We start from the raw sequence: 18,737 nt of genomic DNA, 5'->3' as shown, positions 1-18,737 counted from the left end.
TTGAATTTCTCTTTTTTGGTTGCAATCTGAAGTTTATATAATATAATTATATAGAAAGAATTTTTTTGGTTTTAATAAAAAATACAAAATGTAAAATATACTGTTAAGCAAGGGAAAAAAATAGGTGGTGAAAATAAATGGAAAATGGCCCTCGAATTAGAAGGTCAATATTAATTCAAAAATTAAATAATATGCAGAGAGAGTTTCTTTAATAGAAATTAATATAGATAGGTAGCCATTATAAATTAGTTGGTTAAAGTTATACTTTGATATTTCTCTGCATAATGGGAGGGATATCTATGGAAAAAATTTCAGAGTTTTTTTTAAGCAAAATACTAAATCAAAATGTGTATGATGAATTCGACGACAATATCGGTAGGTTATTTGATATTTATGTTACTACTGAGCAGGGATATCCAAGAGTTATAGGGTATAAAATTAAGAAAGCAAGTGAAATTTTCAATTACGAATTTAAAACAATTGAAATATGTAAAGATGATAAAAAAATGACTATAAGAGTTAAAGGAGTCAGGGATATAATTCCTAGGAAATTTTCTTATCTTTTATCTAAACATTTGTTGAACAAACAAATAGTTGATGTGAATGGCAAGAAAGTGGTTAAAGTTAATGATCTAACTATGAATAAGGTAGGCGGAGAGATAAGGGTTGTGGCCGTAGAATCGGGTATTATTGCAGCTACTAGGAAATATAAACTTGATGGAATAATACGAGCTTTTTATGATATTTTAGGTAAAAAACCGCGAGAAAATAGTATTACATGGGAAAGTGTTCAGTCACTTGAAATGGTAGATCATAGTTTAAAATTAACGGAGCCATATGGAAAATTAACAAAACTTCATCCAGCAGATCTTGCAGATATTTTAGAGGGGTTAGATACATCCGCCAGAAATAAAATATTTGAAAGTCTTGACAAAGAAATGGCTGCACACACATTAGAAGCGTTGCAACCTGAAGTTCAAGCCGATATTTTAAGCAGTATAAATAATTTGCGAGCTCAAGAAATTTTAGATGAAATGCCTAATGATGAAATTGCAGATATTTTAGATGAAATGAAGGAAGAAGACGCAGAAAAAATTCTTATGAATTTTAACAAGGATGATGAAGCGGAAATTAGAGACCTTATGGATTATGAAGAAGAAGTTGTTGGTAGTATAATGAATAAAGATTTTATATCTTTTAAATTTAATATTACAGCTAGTGAAACCATAGAGATTCTAAGGGAGCTTCAACCAGAAGACGAAGTAATACATTATATTTATATTGTAGATGAAGATGAAAAACTTCAAGGATCCATTTCCCTAAGAAATTTAGTTCTATCGTCTCCAACGCAAAAGTTGAAAGATATTATGGATGAGAAAGTAATTAAAATAAAGGATTATCAGGATATTGAGGAAGCTGTTGAGTTAGCACTTAAATATGATTTAATATCTCTGCCTGTAGTTGATGATGAAGAAAAATTATGTGGAATAGTAATCATGAATGATATAATTGAAGAATTATTATCTCCTAGATGGAAAAGAAAACTTAAAAAAATAATATAAAGCTTATATAAGAATTATATAAATACACTGTGTTACTAAAATAGATTATAGTAGCATAGTGTATTTTTTTTGGAATTATGCGCAAACTAATATTGTTAATAGTGTTTATATTTTTATCTAAGGAGGAATACATTTGAAAATTAGAAAACACTTACTCAAAAGATGTTGCGCTATTGTTATGATAATTTTAATAACATATTTTACAGGTGAAGTTTACTTTAACATTTCAAGTAGAAACGCTATAGCGCAGGTTTATAAACATGGGTCAAGAGGTGAACAAGTTAAAGAGATTCAAACTAGATTAAAAAATTGGGGATATTATAAGTATAGCGTTGATGGAATATTTGGTTACAATACATATCTTTCTGTTAAATCCTTTCAAAGAAGCAACGGATTAACATCAGACGGGATTGTAGGTAAGTCAACACTAGCAGCCATGGGTATCCAGGATACTCCGGATTCTGGAGGAGAGACCTCTAGTAAAAATACAGCTAATAGTAAAGATGTAGATTTAGTAGCAAGGCTTATAAATGGTGAGGCAAGAGGGGAACCTTATGAAGGTCAGGTAGCTGTTGGAGCAACAATTTTAAACAGAACAAGAGATGCAAGATTTCCGTCTACAATAGCAGGAGTGATTTACCAACCAGGAGCGTTTACAGCTATAGTCGATGGACAAATCCATGCAGTAATGGCAGAAAACTCAATAAGAGCTGCAAGAGATGCATTAAATGGATGGGACCCTTCTGGAGGGGCTGTGTTCTATTTTAATCCTGCAACAAGTACTAATAAGTGGATATGGTCACGTGAATTAATAAAAGTAATTGGTAAACATAGATTTTGTAACTAATTAAATAAAAAATGGAGTAGAAAATTTTCTACTCTATTTTTTAGCGCTAATTACTCTAACATGCTATAACTTAGTATTAAGCTAAGTGTAGCTAATATTGAGTCCATATGAGTTCTTTCATATCCATGTGAAGCAAAAATACCAGCACCGATTAAAGCTGTTTTGATGTCCCATCCAGCTATTAGCGCAGCAGAGGCATCAGAACCGTAGTGAGGGTAAACATCTATTTTATAATCTATATTTTTTTGTATGCACAGAGATGTTAATTTTTTGCGCATTTCTAAATCATAAGGACCTGATGAGTCTTTAGCGCAAATACAAACACTATATTCAGATGAATTTTGAGATGGGCCAGGACAACCCATATCTACAGATATAAACTCTTTAGTTTTTTGAGGAATTGCAGCCGATGCTCCATGTCCAACTTCTTCATAATTACTAATATATATATTGGTTGTATATGGAAGCTGGATCCCACTATCTAAAATGCATTTTATAGAATAAAGTAGAATGGCAACTGAAGCTTTATCATCTAGATGCCTAGATTTTACAAAGCCTTTTTCTGTAAATAATGTTCTAGCATCAAAACAAATGAAATCACCAACATTTATACCTAGTTTTTCAACTTCTTGTTTTGATGAAATTTTTTCATCAAGAATTACTTCCATATTTTCAGCAATTCTTTTAAGCTCCCGTGCATCATTACCACTAATATGTACTGAAGGTTTTATGCTTTGAATAGTTCCCGTAAAGGTTTCACCATCAATAGTTTCTATTTCGCAGTTCTCACCTTCTATTGAGTTCATCATGTACCCACCTATAGGATCTATTGCTAAAGTGCCGCTGTCATTTATCTTTTTAACCATTGCACCAAGTGTATCTACATGAGCTGAAAATGTTCTTTGATAATCATTATTTTTACCTTTTAAGGTAGCTATAACTGCACCTTTATTAGTAATTAAATATGGTACGTTTAGGATTTTAAGCTCGCCCTTTATGTAGTCCATGATTTTGTCTGTAAACCCAGAAGGGCTCGGTATTGATAAAATATTTTTTAAATAATACTTAATTTTTTCTTCATCGTAAATCATATTATCACTCCTCATCATAGGATTATTATGAGTATAATTTTACCATGAAACAAGTCCGATTAGAACTAAAACATTTAGATTAAGGTAGTAAGAGGATATTTTATATTGCAATCTATAGACTTAATCAAATAACTTAATCGTATAGGAATAAAAGTTTTTTTGTAGTATACTTATTATTAGTAGAAAAAAAGATTGTATATTAAGAAAAAGGTAATTATAGTATTGTAGAAGTTGATACTAAGAAATAGAATAAAACATAACATAACGGTTTAATTAACGTTATGTTATGTTTTATTTGTTATAGTAAAATAAGTAGAGTAAACAATTTAATTAATAGATAAATAATGAAACCTAAAGAAGTATGAGGAGAGAAAAAAATATGGAATATAAATTAATATGTATAGATATGGATGGTACTTTATTAAATGATAAAAAAAATATTAGTGAGAGGAATATTAAAGCTATAAGGCTCGCTAATGATAAAGGTGTGCGAATAGCGGTATGTACAGGTAGAATTTTTGCTTCAGCAGAATCTTTCTCGGACTTATTAGGGGTTAAGTCACCGGTTATAGCAGCAAATGGGGCGTATATTAAGGAAAAGGATAGGGATGAAGTAGTGTATAAAGCATCAATAGGTATTACAAAATGTAGAAAATTGATATCTGTGTTTAGAAAATACAATATATACCCACACTTTTATACTAATGAGATGATTTTTACAGAAAATGTAGAATTCTCTTCACATTTTTATGAGGAGATTAATAAAACATTACCAAAGGACAAGCAAATTAAAGTAGTTCTGGTGAAAAATTGGGACGATATATTTAAAAAATATGACGCCGAAATTTTTAAAGCGATAGGAATAGATTCGGATTTAGAAAAAATTATGAAAGCAAAAATAACAATAAGAGATATGAACGAGTTTGAAGTTGTAGGTTCTCATTTTGATAATTTTGAAGTAACGGATAAGGGAGTATCAAAAGGAAATGCAGTTAAAGTTTTAGGAGATTATTATGGAATAGATAGAGAGCAAATTATTTGCATAGGAGATAGTGAAAATGATTTATCTATGATTAAATATGCGGGGCTTGGAATTGCTATGGGAAATGCAGATGAGAATGTTAAAGAGGCATCAAAATATGTTACTGATAACAATAATTGTGATGGGGTAGCTAAAGCTATCGAGAAGTTTGTGCTAGGAATGTAATAATAGGAAATTAAAAATTAATGGTTACGAGATTTTTCTTAGATTATGCTATAACGAAAATTATATATTGCTAGAAATGCATTCGCTTCGCCAAGTAATTCTAAAATTCATTTTATTACCAGTTGCTAAAAAATGCAAACTCGCTAACGCTCAAACATGCATTTTTCCTTACGCACCTGCAAATAAAATAAATTAAGAATTACTAAGGCTTGCTCAATGCATTCTGCGCAATATATAATTTCGTTAGCAAAATCTAAGAAAAACATATAATTATCAAAATGCTATGATTCCTATATGGAGTGCGGAAGTTTATCTTCGCAAAAGAAGAATTACTAAATTAAATTTAATAGTTTATCGTTTCTTGTTGCAAGTCACTCCGGAAAAACATTATACTAAGGTGTTTAAATAATAAGATGTATTTAAAAGAGGGAATTAGTAAAAAAGAGAAGACTTAAAAGCTTTAAAAGCCATTATTCAAAAGGTTTTAGCCGATAGGCTGCGGGTTTGATACGTAACAGTTTCTTTTGAAATAAAATACTTGGAATTGTAAAACTAAGTTAAAGGATTATAAGGTTGTATATTATAAAGCTAAAGAATAGATAAGTAACTTTGGTTGCTTGATAGAACTCTCATTATTTCAATAGTACAGAGAAGATATTAGATATTGGGATATAAAAACACAAATACCTTTAAATATTGGAAATATTTATTAGGTTTGAGTATAATATAATAAACACAGGAGGATTATTTTACTATGAGCAGAAAGTATTTAGGTTCAATAAGAAGTGATTACAAGAGAGAAGTTGACAAGACAAGAGATTTTAATAAGACAAGAAAATATTTTGATATGAATGAAAAAGGTGAATACACCTTAGATGATCAGACCTGGGATGATTTGAATATGGATAAGGTATATGCAAAATTGGATAGGGCTTATAGCACTCCAGGGGAAGCTGCTTTATATTCCATGCTTAGAAATCCACTACTCAATGACAAGAAGGTTAAAGAAAGAGGACGAGTAATTAAGTTATTAAAAGAGGATAATAACTTAAGGGAAAGTCTTTCGTGTATTTTTCTTGAATTGAATCGCGATTACAAGAATTACCTTTTAGATATGTTGGGGCAAGATGTTGTCGTAAATAAAGCTAAATATTATATTTATACATTCCTTGGTAAAATAATCCCGATGATTACAATTTTACTTGCTATATTTGTAGACAAAAGTTATATGCTTGCGTTACTTGGAATAAGTTCTATTAATATGCTTATAAATTCGTCGGAAGTAAAAGAGATTAAGTCTAATGGTATATTATATTTAAGAAAAAATATTGTTGCAGCTAAAAAAATTGCAAGTATAAATAACAAAGGTATTACTTATTATAAGGAGCAAATAACATCTTTGCTTAAAAATGTAAAGGGTATAGAAAGAAGTACAAAATTAATTGGGGTTATAAATATGTGGGGAGGATTTTTTGAATTTATATCTGTAATATTTCTCCTAGAAGAGAGTGCTTATTATTCTATATCAGCTAAAATAAAAGAGGAAAAACCAGTGTTAATGGATCTTTATTATATAGTTGGAGAATTAGAAGCATTAATTTCTATAGCTGGTTATAAAGAGAATTTAAAAGAGTTATATGTAGAACCTACTTTTATAAAGGAAATTACTTTAAATATAAAGGATGGTGTGCATCCACTTATAGAGAATGCTGTTGCCAACTCAATTAACATAGATAAAGGAGGGATAGTACTTACTGGCACCAATATGGCTGGTAAGTCTACTTTCTTAAGAATGCTTGGGGTAAACATAATTTTGGCTCAAACCTTTTATTTTGTTTTGGCCAAAGATTACAAGGCACCTTTTTTCAATATAGTCTCGTCTATTAGTCCTAATGATGATTTAACAAAGGGAAAGAGTTTCTATATGGCGGAGGTTGAATCAATTCTTAGGATAATTAAAGCTCTAGAAAAGGAAGTACCTGTATTTTGTCCAATTGATGAGATATTTAGAGGCACAAATCCAATAGAAAAAATATCTATGTCTGCAGAGATATTAACATATATAAATAATGGGAAAAGTGTTTCTATTGTAGCTACGCATGATAGAGAATTAGTGGATATTTTGAAAAAGAATTACGGCTTTTATTATTTTAGTGAAAAAGTTGATACTAAAAAAGGTTTAAGCTTTGACTATAAGATAAAAAAGGGTATTTCACAAACGAGAAATGCAATTAGGCTTTTAGAATATATGCATTATCCAAAAGTAATAACAAATGGAGCATATAAAAGGGCTGAGACAATAGAATAATAGGAGGATTAATTAATGAACTTAAATATAGTTTTATTTCAACCAGAAATTCCACAAAACACTGGGAATATTGGGAGAACTTGCGTACTAACTGATTGTAAACTTCACCTTATTAAACCTTTAGGCTTTAGTTTAGAGGAGAAACAACTTAAAAGGGCGGGATTAGATTATTGGCCATTTTTAGATCTAGAGATACATGAATCATATGAAGAACTTAGAGAAAAATATAAAGATTCAACCTTTTATTTTTCTACAACTAAAAGTACGAAATTTCACTCAGAGGTAGAATTTAAGGAAGGGGACTTTATAGTATTTGGAAGGGAGTCATCAGGACTTCCAGATAGTGTACGAGGCAGTGACCCAGATAGGTGCATAAAAGTTCCTATGATCAGCAGCAGTACTCGCTCACTTAATCTTTCCAATACCGTAGCTATTGTGGTATATGAAGCTCTTAGGCAAATAGGATTTAAGGATATGAAATAAAAAAGATGTAAATAAGGAGGTTTAAATTATGGAACATATTTACGATACTATAATTATTGGGGGAGGCCCGGCAGGATTATCTGCAGGACTTTATGGAGCAAGATCAAAAATGGACACTTTGGTTATTGAAAGGGCAGAGTTCGGTGGACAGGTGGCTACAACTAATGAAATAGATAACTATCCAGGCTCTATTGAAAATTGTACAGGGGCATCATTAAGCATAAGAATGAAAGAGCAAGCGGAAGAGTTTGGAACTAAGTTTGTATCAGAGGAAGTCTCGGGGGTTAAACTTGAAGGTGATATTAAAGTTGTTAAATGCATGAAAGAAAATTACAAAGCTAAAACAATAATAATTACAACAGGATCATATCCTAGACTTGGTGGGTTTAAAAACGAATTGAAGCTTAGAGGAAAAGGTATTTCTTATTGCGCAACTTGTGATGCTGACTTCTTTGAGGGCTTAGACATTGCAGTACTGGGAGGTGGAGACTCAGCTATAGCTGAAGCAATATACCTTACTAAATTTGGTGAAACGGTAACCGTAATTCACAGAAGAGATGAGCTAAGAGCTGCGAAATCTCTTCAAGAAAAGGCTTTTAGTAATCCTAAAATAAAATTTATTTGGGATACAGTAGTTGAGGAAGCTAAGGGCGAGGAAATGCTAGAAAACTTAGTACTTAAAAATATTAAAACAGGAGGAACCCGTGAATTAAAAGCAGATGGGTGTTTTGTATTTGTAGGATATCTTCCAATTTCAGAATTATTTAAAGGGAAAATAGATATGACGACTAGAGGAGATATTATTACTGATGAATTAATGAGAACTAATATACCCGGAGTGTATGCAGCTGGAGACATAAGAGAAAAGTTACTAAGACAAATAATTACAGCGACTGCAGACGGTGCAATAGCAGCAACCCATGCTGAGCATTACATTGAGGAAAAATTTAATTAAAGTGGATTAAAGCGCAGTGGTTGTGACGCAAGGAGATCAAACATCAATGGGCCCTTTATCAGGAATTGCTTTGGGACTTGTTATATACCACATGGTAGAACCTGAAATAAAGGATATTTGCCAGGCATCAGTTTATGAAGAGCAGTGCGCAGTGATGGAAATGGTTTTAGATATAGATGAAATTATTTTTGGGGTGAAATCAATTAGGGATAAGTTCTCTAGGTATGCTAGTAATTAGTATAGAGATTATAAATAATAAAAAATATATAATAAAGAGGTTTTATTAAAACAATTATAGAATAGGTACATGTAGAATAATTATGTGTGTAGTACAATAAAATTATCTAATTATTTAAGGGGGCAAAATTAATATGAATAAAAGGAAGTTAATTGCAGTACTTACATCAGTGGCAGTAGTTGCAACATTGTTTGTTGGATGCAAATCTACCAAGGAAGAAGTTAAAACAGAAACGCCAACAACGGAAGTAGCAAAAAGTGATATTATGATAGGACTTTCAACTGATGAAGGTGGATTAAACGATAAGTCGTTCAATCAATCGGCGAATGAAGGGGTTAATAAGGCTAAAGATGAATTTGGGTTTACATATAAACCACTTGAATCTAAACAAAAAGAAGAGTTTGTAGGAAATTTAGAATCATTAGTTGAAGAGGGTTCTGATTTAACATTTGCTATTGGATATCAAATGAAGGATGCAATTACAGATGTTGCTAACAATCATACCGACAAAAATTTTGCAATTGTAGATGATGTTGTGAATCTTCCAAACGTAGTATCAATTAATTTTAAGGAGCAAGAAGGTTCTTTCTTAATGGGTGTTATTGCTGGAAAAATGACTAAAACTAATAAAATTGGGTTTATTGGTGGAAAAGATACTGAGTTAATACTTAGGTTTGAAACTGGATTTGCAGCGGGTGTTAAATCAGTTAATCCAGAAGCTGCAAAAGGTCTATTAAGCTCTGATGGAAAAAGCGCAGGAACAACTGTGAAATATGCAGACAGTTTTGCAGATGCAGCAAAAGGGTATGAATTAGCTAAATCATTATATCAAGGTGGTTGCGATGTAGTTTATCATGCAGCAGGAGGTGTTGGTCTTGGTTTATTTAAAGCAACTCAAGAATTAAAGGATAATGGAAAAGTGGTTTGGGCTATTGGCGTAGATATGGATCAAGCTGTGAAAGTTCCAGAATATGCTGATGTTATACTTTCAAGCATGATCAAAAGAGTTGACACAGCAACTTATAATGAATCCAAAGCTCAAGTAGAAAATAAATTTAAAGGTGGCACAGTTATTTCACTTGGGTTAAAAGAGGAAGGCGTAGGAATAGCAGATACTTCTAGTAAAAATGTACCTCAAGCTGTATTAGATGAAGTTAAAACTTACAAAGATAAAGTTATATCTGAAGAAGTAGTTGTTCCAGCAACGAGACAAGAAGCAATGGATTTTAAAACAAAATAATTTGTAAATGAATTTCAGTATACAATAGGAGCTAGATGTAGTACATCTAGCTCTTTTTAAAAGAGTGTTAGTTTGTAATTTTTCAAGAGGAAAGCCTCTACATCTATAAGTGGTGATTCAATCTTTAAGGAGGAAAGAGCAAATGGAAAAGCAGATCGAAAAGGTAATCGAGATGAAAGCAATAACTAAAATTTTCCCTGGAACCGTTGCTAATGATAATGTAGATTTTCAGTTGTTAAAAGGCGAAACTCACGTTCTTCTTGGTGAAAACGGCGCAGGAAAAACAACCCTTATGAATATTCTATATGGTCTTTATAAACAAGAAAAAGGCGAGATTTATGTAAACGGTAACCTAGTTAATATATCTTCTCCTAATGATGCAATAAAACTAGGCATAGGAATGGTTCATCAGCATTTTATGCTTATACATAATTTCACTGTTACTCAAAATATAATATTAGGTATAGAACCAAGAAAAGGTTTTAAAATTGATATGAAAAAAGCAATACATGATGTTAAAGAAATTTCAGAGAAATATGGTTTTGCTATAGACCCTACTGCAATTATAGAAGATATTTCTGTTGGGCAACAACAAAGAGTTGAGATATTAAAGGCATTATATAGAGGAGCTCAAATTCTAATACTAGACGAGCCCACGGCGGTTTTAACGCCTAAGGAAATTAAGGAACTCGGAATTATAATAAGAAATCTTGAAAAAGAAGGAAAATCTGTAATTCTTATAACCCATAAATTAAAGGAAGTTATGAGTATGAGTGATAGAGTTACTATAATTAGGCGAGGAAAGATAACTGGATCAATAAAAACTAAAGAAACAAGTATAGACGAATTAGCCGAGCTTATGGTAGGTAGAAAAGTTAATTTAACTGTGGAAAAGAATCCAGCTGTGATTCGCGGTGAAATATTAAAAATTGAAAATCTTAACGCCAAGGATCAAAGAGGATTACCCGCAGTAAGGGATTTAAACCTAACAGTTTATGGCGGTGAAATTCTAGGAATAGCTGGAATTGATGGAAATGGTCAAACTCAGTTTCTAGAGGTTCTTACTGGACTTCGCAAACCAATGAGCGGAAGTATAACAATAAATGGTAAAAGTATATATGGCAAGTCACCAAGAGACATTATGTCAGCGGGTGTTGGACATATACCAGAAGATAGACAAAAAAGAGGACTTATATTAGATTACTCTCTAGTTGAAAATTCAATTCTTGGGATTCATAGAAATAAACCGTTTAGTAAAGGCATTGTTATGAATTACAAAGAAATTAGGAAACATTGCAATGAACTTATTGAAGAATTTGATGTTAGAACTCCGAATGAAGATGTAAACGCTGAGGCGTTATCAGGTGGTAATCAACAAAAACTTATAGCAGCTAGGGAAATTTCAAAAGATCCAGAACTTCTAATAGCGGCTCAACCTACAAGGGGGCTGGACGTTGGTGCAATTGAATATATTCACAAAAGATTAGTTGGAGAACGTGATAAAGGTAAGGCTGTTTTACTCGTATCCCTAGAACTTGATGAAATATTGTCATTATCAGATAGAATAGCTGTAATGTATGATGGGAAAATAGTAGATATCCTGGAAAGGGTTGATGCTACCGAGCAAAAACTGGGAATACTTATGGCTGGTGGAACGCTTAAAGAGGTCAGAGAAGGAGGCATAGATAATGAATAAAGAAGTAGATAAAAATAATAATTTTATACAAATGGTAAAAAACATAATTAAAGTACTTGCCTTTCCTTTTCTTTCTATAGTTATTTCTATGTTTGTTGCAGTGTTATTTGTAATGTGGGCAAAAGGGTATTCCATATTACAGTATTTTTCTGCTTTAGGTGATTTGATTGGACTTATATATAGAGGTGGGTTTGGTAACGAGAGAGTAACATTTGTTACTATCTCAGAAGTAACTCCATTAATATTTACAGGAGTTGCAAATGCTGTAGCATTTAAATGTGGGCTGTTTAATATAGGCGTTGCCGGGCAATTTATACTTGGGATGCTAGCGGGAGCAGCTGTAGGAATAATTACAGGATTAAATCCTGTAATTCATATAATTTTGATGATTCTTGCTGGATTTATAGCTGGTGGAATGTGGGGTGCTATACCTGGATATTTAAAGGCTAAAGTAGGTACTCATGAAGTTATTAATACTATTATGATGAATTATATAGCTATGGCACTTGCCAATTTTCTTGTATTAAGAACTGGATTTGGAGTGGCAGGTAAATCAAGTACTCCAAACATACAAAAGAGCGCGCAGCTTCATAGGTTTGTTGCTGGAAGTGGTGCTAATGTTAGTATATTTTTAGCTATTGCAGTAGCTATATTCATATTTTGGTTATTATGGAAAACTACCGTTGGTTACGAAATAAGAGCGGTAGGTATAAATCCACACGCTGCAGAGTATGGTGGAATTAATGTAGCAAAAAACATTGTGCTAGCTATGGTGATTTCTGGAGCAATAGCAGGAGTTGGTGGGGCGACCCATGTTGCAGGTGTACTTCATAATGTAAAAGACTTTATGGCACTTCCGTCTTATGGCTTTGATGGTATTGCGGTTGCGCTGCTTGCTAAAAGTAATCCTATTGGATGTATAGCTTCAGCTTTATTGTTTGGAACTTTAAATAGTAGTTCTAGAACTCTTCAGCTCAATGGAATACCAAAAGAGATAGTTTATTTAATTCAGGCTATAATTATTATATTTGTAGCAACAGATTATATTGTTAAGTACTTCTCTGAAAAGAAAAAGAAGGAGGTGATTGCAAATGAGTAGTATTATTTTGATTAATTTGGTTGGGCAAACTTTAAGAATAGCTACGCCTCTAATTTTCGCGGCCCTTGGTGGTATATTTTCTGAAAAATCAGGTGTAGTAAACATTGGACTTGAAGGCATGATGGCTATAGGAGCTTTCTTTGCAGTATATGGTAGTTACGTTACGGGAAGCCCTGTAGTAGGTATAATTTATGGCATGATAGCTGGGGGCGTTTTGGGGCTAATACATGCCGTTTTAAGTATACATTTACGCGCAGACCAAGTAATTTCAGGTACAGCCATAAATCTCTTTGCAACTGCTCTTTCTAGCTTCTTAATATTTAAGTTATTTGATGGTAAAGGTGGTCAAACTGATATAGTTGCAGGGTTATCATATAACATACCAGATTTTATTAAAAATTTACCATTGATAGGTAAGTTAATATCACAGCTAAATTGGTTTGTTATATTGGCTATTGTTTTAGTATTTATATCCCATTATGTATTATATAAAACGCCTTTAGGACTTCGAATTAGAGCTGTGGGAGAACATCCAAAGGCTGCTGATACATTAGGAATAAATGTTTATAAAATAAGATACTTATGTGTCATCTTATCAGGAATGCTTGCGGGCATTGGCGGGGCGGCTTTGTCTCTTGGAATAACTCCGCTTTACAGAGAAGGAATGGTGTCAGGACGTGGATTTATAGCCTTAGCAGCTGTTATATTCGGGAATTGGAAGCCTTTTGGAGCGTTTGGTGCTAGTTTATTGTTTGCGTTTGGTAGTGCATTTGATATATTTGCTCAAGGACTTAGCATAAATCTTCCTTCAGAAGTATATACAGTTATTCCATATGTACTTACTATGGTTGCTCTTGCAGGGTTTGTTGGGAAAACAACAGGACCATTAGCTAGTGGTAAGCCATACGATAAGGGATCAAGGTAAGATATTAAAAATAAAAAATCTTAGCATATGCTAAGGTTTTTTGTTTTAACCTAATGCATAATATATCAGTGATATGTTATAATATTTATAATGTGATTTATGTGAGGTGATAGATAATATGAACATTAATTTTGGATTAAATCTGGTTCAAGAACAAAAATTGATAATGACGCAAGAAATGCAGATGTCTATTAAACTCCTTCAAATGTCAGCATATGAGTTAGGACAATATGTTAGTAAAGAGATGCAAGAGAATCCAGTGCTTGAGGAAAGAGAGTTACAAAACAATAAAAATGCTACAAACGATGTAAATGATTACAAAGAGATAATTAAGTATCTAGATAAGGATGGTTATAAGGGAACGAATTATGTAAATAAAAGTGAAGGTGATGAGGTATCTCCTTTTTATTACATTGCACAGGAAAAATCTCTTAAGGATTATCTTAAGGAACAGATAGGCGAATTAAATCAACACCTCGATATTATTAACATATGTAAATATCTAGTTGAGAATTTGGATAACAAGGGTTATTTATCTGAAAATCTATCTCAGATATGCAAGGAACTCGCAATATCAAATGAAAAGGCAGAAGATGCACTTAAAGTTTTTCAAGGTTTAGATCCTGAAGGTATAGGAGCTAGGGATTTAAGAGAATGTCTAGCAATTCAATTACATAATTTGGGATATGATGATGAAAATATCTATAAAGTAATCTATAATTATTTAGAGTTATTAGCAGAAAATAAATATAATGATATAGCTAAAGAATTAAAGGTTAAAACTTACGAGGTACAAGAATATGCAGATATAATAAAAAAATTAGAACCTAAGCCGTCAAGGGGATTTTATACCGGTGAGAGTGTTAAATATGTTGTCCCTGATGCATACATTAATAAAATTGACGGTGAATATTTTATTTATATGAATGAAGATGTGCTTCCAAAACTTAATATAAATAGTATGTATAAGGAAATTATTAAAAACGAAAATGATGTAGAGGCTGTAGAATATGTTAAAGAGAAACTTAATAGCGCAATGTTTCTTATTAAAAGTATCCAGCAAAGAAAGAACACAGTGTATAGAGTTCTAGAAGAAATTTTGTCCGTTCAAAAAGAATATTTTGAAGTTGGCGAAGAATATTTAAAACCAATGACGCTTAAGATAATTGCTAATAATTTAGAAATGCATGAATCCACAATAAGTCGTGCGATTAGAGAAAAATATGTTAGTATAAACAATGGAAAAATAATTAAGATAAAAGATTTTTTCACTAATGGAATAGTATCTGCGTCAGGTGGAGAGGATATATCAACAATTAATATTAAAAAAGTTATTAAGATTATAGTGGATACGGAAGACCCTAAAAAACCTCTATCAGACCAAATAATTTGTAACAGATTAAATATTGAAGGTATGCATATTTCAAGAAGAACTGTAGCAAAATATAGAGAAGAGATGGAAATTAAAAGCTCAAGTAAAAGGAAAAGATTTTAATAATATGCTTATTTGTCGATTCGTTAACATAATGTTAACAATTTCTTTGAAATACTAATTTGTAAAAAGTTAGTATTTCATCTATAATGTACGTGGGAGCAAAAAATATGTGCTGGGACTTATCAAGTCCAGAAAGGTGTTCAAGTGGAGAAAATAATAAAATTGCAGCAAAAGATAGTGCCTGAATTAATAGATCTTCTTGAAAAACGGCATGATATATTAAGGATGATATGTTATAATCAACCTATAGGACGAAGGATTTTAGCAGATCATATGTGCATAAGTGAAAGAATAATAAGGAATGAAATAAATTTTCTAAAATCTCAAAACTTAATTGAAGTTAACGCACTAGGAATGTTTATTACAAGAGATGGAGAAGAAGTTATAAATCAGCTAAAAGAATTTATTCATGAAATCAAAGGTTTGTCTGAAATTGAAAAATTTATTGAGAAACATTTGAAGCTTGCTCAAGTTATAGTTGTTCCCGGAGATGTAGAAATTGATAAAAGCGTCCTTAAAGAACTTGGGAAAGCAGCAGCCGGTTATGCTATGGATGTTATTCGTGAAAATAGTGTTATTGCATTAACAGGTGGATCAACAGTCAAGGAAGTTGTAGATAGTTTTTTGCCAAATAAGAAATACAATAATAGTTTGGTTCTTCCAGCTAGAGGCGGAATGGCTAGAAATGTAGATATTCAAGCTAATACCTTAGTTGCAAGACTAGCAGATAAAATTGGTGGGAATTATGAATTACTTCATGTACCTGACAATTTGAGTAATGCAGCACTAGAAACTATATTAAAAGAAAAAAACATAAAAAACATAATTGAAAAGATTAGAAACGCAGATATACTTATTTATGGAATAGGTGTCGCGACTGAGATGGCATTAAAAAGAGGGCTACCGCAAAATGTGATAGCTGAACTTGAAGAAGTAGGTGCTGTAGGGGAAGCGTTTGGTGAATACTATAATGAAGTAGGGGAAAAAATTTATACTGTACCTACTATTGTGGTTAAGAACGAGGATGAGAAAAGCAATAAGATTTTGATTGCAGTAGCGGCCGGGAAAAGTAAGGCTAAAGCCATCATAGCAACTGAAATCAACTGCTCCAGTACTGTTTTAGTAATTGATGAAGCAGCTGCAGTAGAAATAGTAAATATTTTAGAGAAAATAGAGTAAACTATATAATGATTTTATTAAATAGAGAATTATATATTTACATATAATCAGTTAAAAAAATTTAGGAGGTTTTGTCAATATGGTAAAAGTAGGTATTAATGGATTTGGAAGAATAGGAAGAAACGTATTTAACGCACTTGTAAAAAATTACGGAGCAGAGTTAGAGGTAGTAGGAATTAATGATTTAACTAGTGCCGCAACATTAGCACACCTTTTAAAATATGATTCTCTTTATGGAAAATTCCCTGGAACTGTTGAAGCTAAAGAAAATTCAATAGTTGTTAATGGTAAGGAAATTAAAATATTTGCAGAAAAAGAACCAAAAAACATAGATTGGAGTTCACTTGGAGTAGAAATAGTATTAGAATCAACAGGATTCTTTACAGATGCTACTAAAGCAAGCGAGCATTTAGGAGTAAGTGTTAAAAAAGTTCTTATATCAGCTCCTGCTAAAAATGAAGATATAACAATAGTTTTAGGAGTTAACGAAGAAAAATATGATTCAACAAAACATAATGTAATTTCTAATGCATCATGTACTACTAACTGTTTAGCACCATTTGCTAAAATTTTAGATAAAGAATTTGGAATAGTTAAGGGCTTAATGACTACAATTCATTCATATACTGGAGATCAAAAATTATTAGATGCTCCTCATAAAGATATGAGACGTGCAAGAGCTGCTACACTATCAATGATTCCAACTACAACTGGAGCTGCTAAAGCAGTTGCATTAGTTTTACCACAATTAAAAGGAAAATTAAATGGTTTCTCTTTAAGAGTTCCAACTCCTACTGTTTCATGTACAGATTTAGTATGTGAAGTTTCAAGAGATGTTACTGTAGAAGAAGTAAATGCAGCATTCAAAAAAGCATCTGAAAATGAAATGAAGGGTATTCTTGGATTCTGTGAAGAACCATTAGTTTCAATTGATTTCAAAGGGGACGAAAGATCTTCTATAGTTGATGCAATGTCAACTATGGTTATTGAAGGAAATATGGTTAAAGTTGTTTCATGGTACGATAATGAAGCAGGTTATTCAAATAGATTATCTGATTTAACTAAATTTGTTGCAGATAGACTATAAAATCTGATTTTAAGATATTGTAAGTATAGTAAAAGGTCTGGTTTTATAGTTATTCTATGGAATCAGACCTTTTTTATTATGAGACAAACGAGAGGAGAATGTGTATGCAATTCAATAAGAAAACAATCGAAGATATAGAGGTTAAAGGTAAAAATGTATTAGTGAGATGTGATTTTAATGTACCACTAATAGATGGGGTAATTACAGATGTAAATAGATTAGTAGGTGCTATGCCTACAATAGAATATTTAGTTAAAAATGGAGCAAAAGTTATTTTATGCTCCCATCTTGGAAAACCTGCTGGAGAAGCAAAACCTGAACTTTCACTAGCACCGGTTGCTAAAAAACTAAGCGAGATGTTGAAAAAAGAAGTACTTTTTGCTGCTGACCCAAATGTAGTTAGTGATAGTGTGAAATCTGGCGTTGCAAAAATGAAAGATGGAGATGTTGTTCTTCTTGAAAATACAAGATATAGAAAAGAAGAAACTAAAAATAAAGAAAACTTTTCTAAAGAATTAGCTTCACTTGCAGATATATTTGTAAATGATGCATTTGGAACAGCACACAGAGCCCATTGCTCAACTGTTGGTGTAACTGAGTTTGTTAAAACTTCAGTATGCGGATATCTAATTCAAAAAGAATTGAAATTCTTAGGTGACGCAGTAGATCATCCTGTTAGACCATTTGTTGCAATTTTAGGTGGAGCAAAAGTATCTGATAAAATCGCTGTTATTGACAATTTACTTGATAAAGTAAACACTTTAATAATCGGTGGAGGAATGGCTTATACATTCTTAAAAGCTGGTGGATACAAAGTGGGAACTTCTTTAGTCGAAGAAGATAAAGTTGAATATGCTAAAGACATGATGCAAAAGGCAGAGGCAAAAGGCGTTAAATTTTTATTGCCAGTAGATCATATTACTGCTGATAAATTTTCAGCTGATGCAGAGCCAGTAGTTACAGAAGATCAAAATATTAAAGAGGGTTATATGGGACTAGATATTGGACCTAAAACTCAAGAAATATACAAAGGTGCTATATCTACAGCTAAAACTATAGTTTGGAATGGACCAATGGGAGTATTTGAATTTGCGAATTTTGCAAAAGGAACAATTGCTGTAGCTAAGGCTATGTCGGTAGTTGATGGAACTACTGTAATAGGTGGTGGAGACAGCGCAGCTGCTGTTAACCAATTAGGATTCGGCGATAAAATGACCCACATATCTACAGGTGGTGGAGCATCACTTGAATTCCTAGAAGGCAAATTGCTACCAGGAATTGAAGCCCTTACAAATAAATAGTAAATAAATAATTATTATTAATAA

Annotated in this window: 15 protein-coding genes and 1 pseudogene; 15 read left to right on the top strand and 1 reads right to left on the bottom strand. The window is 32.1% G+C overall.

What is annotated here, in order from left to right; all coding sequences use genetic code 11:
* Positions 1-299: 299 nt before the first annotated feature.
* Entirely contained in the window at positions 300-1,562 is a 1,263-nt protein-coding gene (locus ACREVX_RS12580; protein ID WP_431544521.1) for a magnesium transporter, read from the top strand.
* Between the two features lie 178 nt (positions 1,563-1,740).
* Positions 1,741-2,409 carry a spore cortex-lytic enzyme gene (sleB, locus tag ACREVX_RS12575; RefSeq protein ID WP_431544567.1) on the top strand — a complete coding sequence of 223 codons (669 nt, stop codon included), beginning with the start codon at positions 1,741-1,743 and terminating at the stop codon, positions 2,407-2,409.
* Between the two features lie 50 nt (positions 2,410-2,459).
* Here the strand turns inward: sleB and ACREVX_RS12570 are convergent, their stop codons facing one another.
* Positions 2,460-3,500: a M42 family metallopeptidase gene (locus ACREVX_RS12570; RefSeq protein WP_431544520.1), complete on the bottom strand. Its 1,041-nt coding sequence runs from the start codon at positions 3,498-3,500 to the stop codon at positions 2,460-2,462.
* 379 nt (positions 3,501-3,879) lie between these two features.
* On the opposite strand from ACREVX_RS12570, the gene ACREVX_RS12565 reads away from it, so the two are divergent.
* From ACREVX_RS12565 to ACREVX_RS12505, 13 genes and pseudogenes are all read left to right on the top strand, one after another.
* The gene (locus ACREVX_RS12565; RefSeq protein WP_431544519.1) at positions 3,880-4,707 is read left to right on the top strand and encodes a Cof-type HAD-IIB family hydrolase; all 828 of its coding nucleotides are present in this window, start codon (positions 3,880-3,882) and stop codon (positions 4,705-4,707) included.
* Positions 4,708-5,461: 754 nt separating this feature from the next.
* A complete protein-coding gene (locus tag ACREVX_RS12560; protein ID WP_431544518.1) occupies positions 5,462-7,015 on the top strand; it encodes a MutS-related protein in 1,554 nt (517 codons plus the stop codon).
* 15 nt (positions 7,016-7,030) lie between these two features.
* Entirely contained in the window at positions 7,031-7,498 is a 468-nt protein-coding gene (locus ACREVX_RS12555; RefSeq protein WP_431544517.1) for a tRNA (cytidine(34)-2'-O)-methyltransferase, read from the top strand.
* A 28-nt stretch (positions 7,499-7,526) separates the two neighbouring features.
* A complete protein-coding gene (trxB, locus tag ACREVX_RS12550; RefSeq protein WP_431544516.1) occupies positions 7,527-8,453 on the top strand; it encodes a thioredoxin-disulfide reductase in 927 nt (308 codons plus the stop codon).
* A gap of 10 nt (positions 8,454-8,463) precedes the next feature.
* A pseudogene (locus tag ACREVX_RS12545) lies at positions 8,464-8,691 on the top strand (glycine/sarcosine/betaine reductase complex selenoprotein A); the annotation flags it as partial.
* Positions 8,692-8,824: 133 nt separating this feature from the next.
* Complete coding sequence (locus ACREVX_RS12540; protein WP_431544514.1) at positions 8,825-9,931, top strand: BMP family lipoprotein; 1,107 nt, start codon at positions 8,825-8,827, stop codon at positions 9,929-9,931.
* 154 nt (positions 9,932-10,085) lie between these two features.
* Positions 10,086-11,627, top strand: coding sequence for an ABC transporter ATP-binding protein (locus ACREVX_RS12535; RefSeq protein ID WP_431544566.1), 1,542 nt, complete (start codon positions 10,086-10,088; stop codon positions 11,625-11,627).
* Positions 11,620-12,726 carry an ABC transporter permease gene (locus ACREVX_RS12530; RefSeq protein WP_431544512.1) on the top strand — a complete coding sequence of 369 codons (1,107 nt, stop codon included), beginning with the start codon at positions 11,620-11,622 and terminating at the stop codon, positions 12,724-12,726. The genes ACREVX_RS12535 and ACREVX_RS12530 overlap by 8 nt, the downstream gene beginning before the upstream one ends.
* Positions 12,719-13,651: an ABC transporter permease gene (locus ACREVX_RS12525; RefSeq protein ID WP_431544511.1), complete on the top strand. Its 933-nt coding sequence runs from the start codon at positions 12,719-12,721 to the stop codon at positions 13,649-13,651. The genes ACREVX_RS12530 and ACREVX_RS12525 overlap by 8 nt, the downstream gene beginning before the upstream one ends.
* Before the next feature lie 124 nt (positions 13,652-13,775).
* A complete protein-coding gene (gene rpoN, locus ACREVX_RS12520) occupies positions 13,776-15,146 on the top strand; it encodes an RNA polymerase factor sigma-54 (RefSeq protein ID WP_431544565.1) in 1,371 nt (456 codons plus the stop codon).
* A 144-nt stretch (positions 15,147-15,290) separates the two neighbouring features.
* A complete protein-coding gene (locus ACREVX_RS12515; RefSeq protein WP_431544509.1) occupies positions 15,291-16,325 on the top strand; it encodes a sugar-binding transcriptional regulator in 1,035 nt (344 codons plus the stop codon).
* Positions 16,326-16,404: 79 nt separating this feature from the next.
* Positions 16,405-17,412: a type I glyceraldehyde-3-phosphate dehydrogenase gene (gap, locus tag ACREVX_RS12510; RefSeq protein ID WP_431544508.1), complete on the top strand. Its 1,008-nt coding sequence runs from the start codon at positions 16,405-16,407 to the stop codon at positions 17,410-17,412.
* 104 nt (positions 17,413-17,516) lie between these two features.
* Positions 17,517-18,713, top strand: a complete 1,197-nt coding sequence (locus tag ACREVX_RS12505; protein ID WP_431544507.1) for a phosphoglycerate kinase — start codon at positions 17,517-17,519, stop codon at positions 18,711-18,713.
* Positions 18,714-18,737 lie beyond the last annotated feature (24 nt).

It is taken from the genome of Clostridium sp. (genome assembly GCF_050717545.1).
In the GTDB taxonomy this organism is placed as follows: domain Bacteria; phylum Bacillota; class Clostridia; order Clostridiales; family Clostridiaceae; genus Clostridium_AD.
The sequence above is the reverse complement of the archived record's forward strand: the minus strand, read 5'-3'. Positions and strand labels throughout refer to the sequence as shown.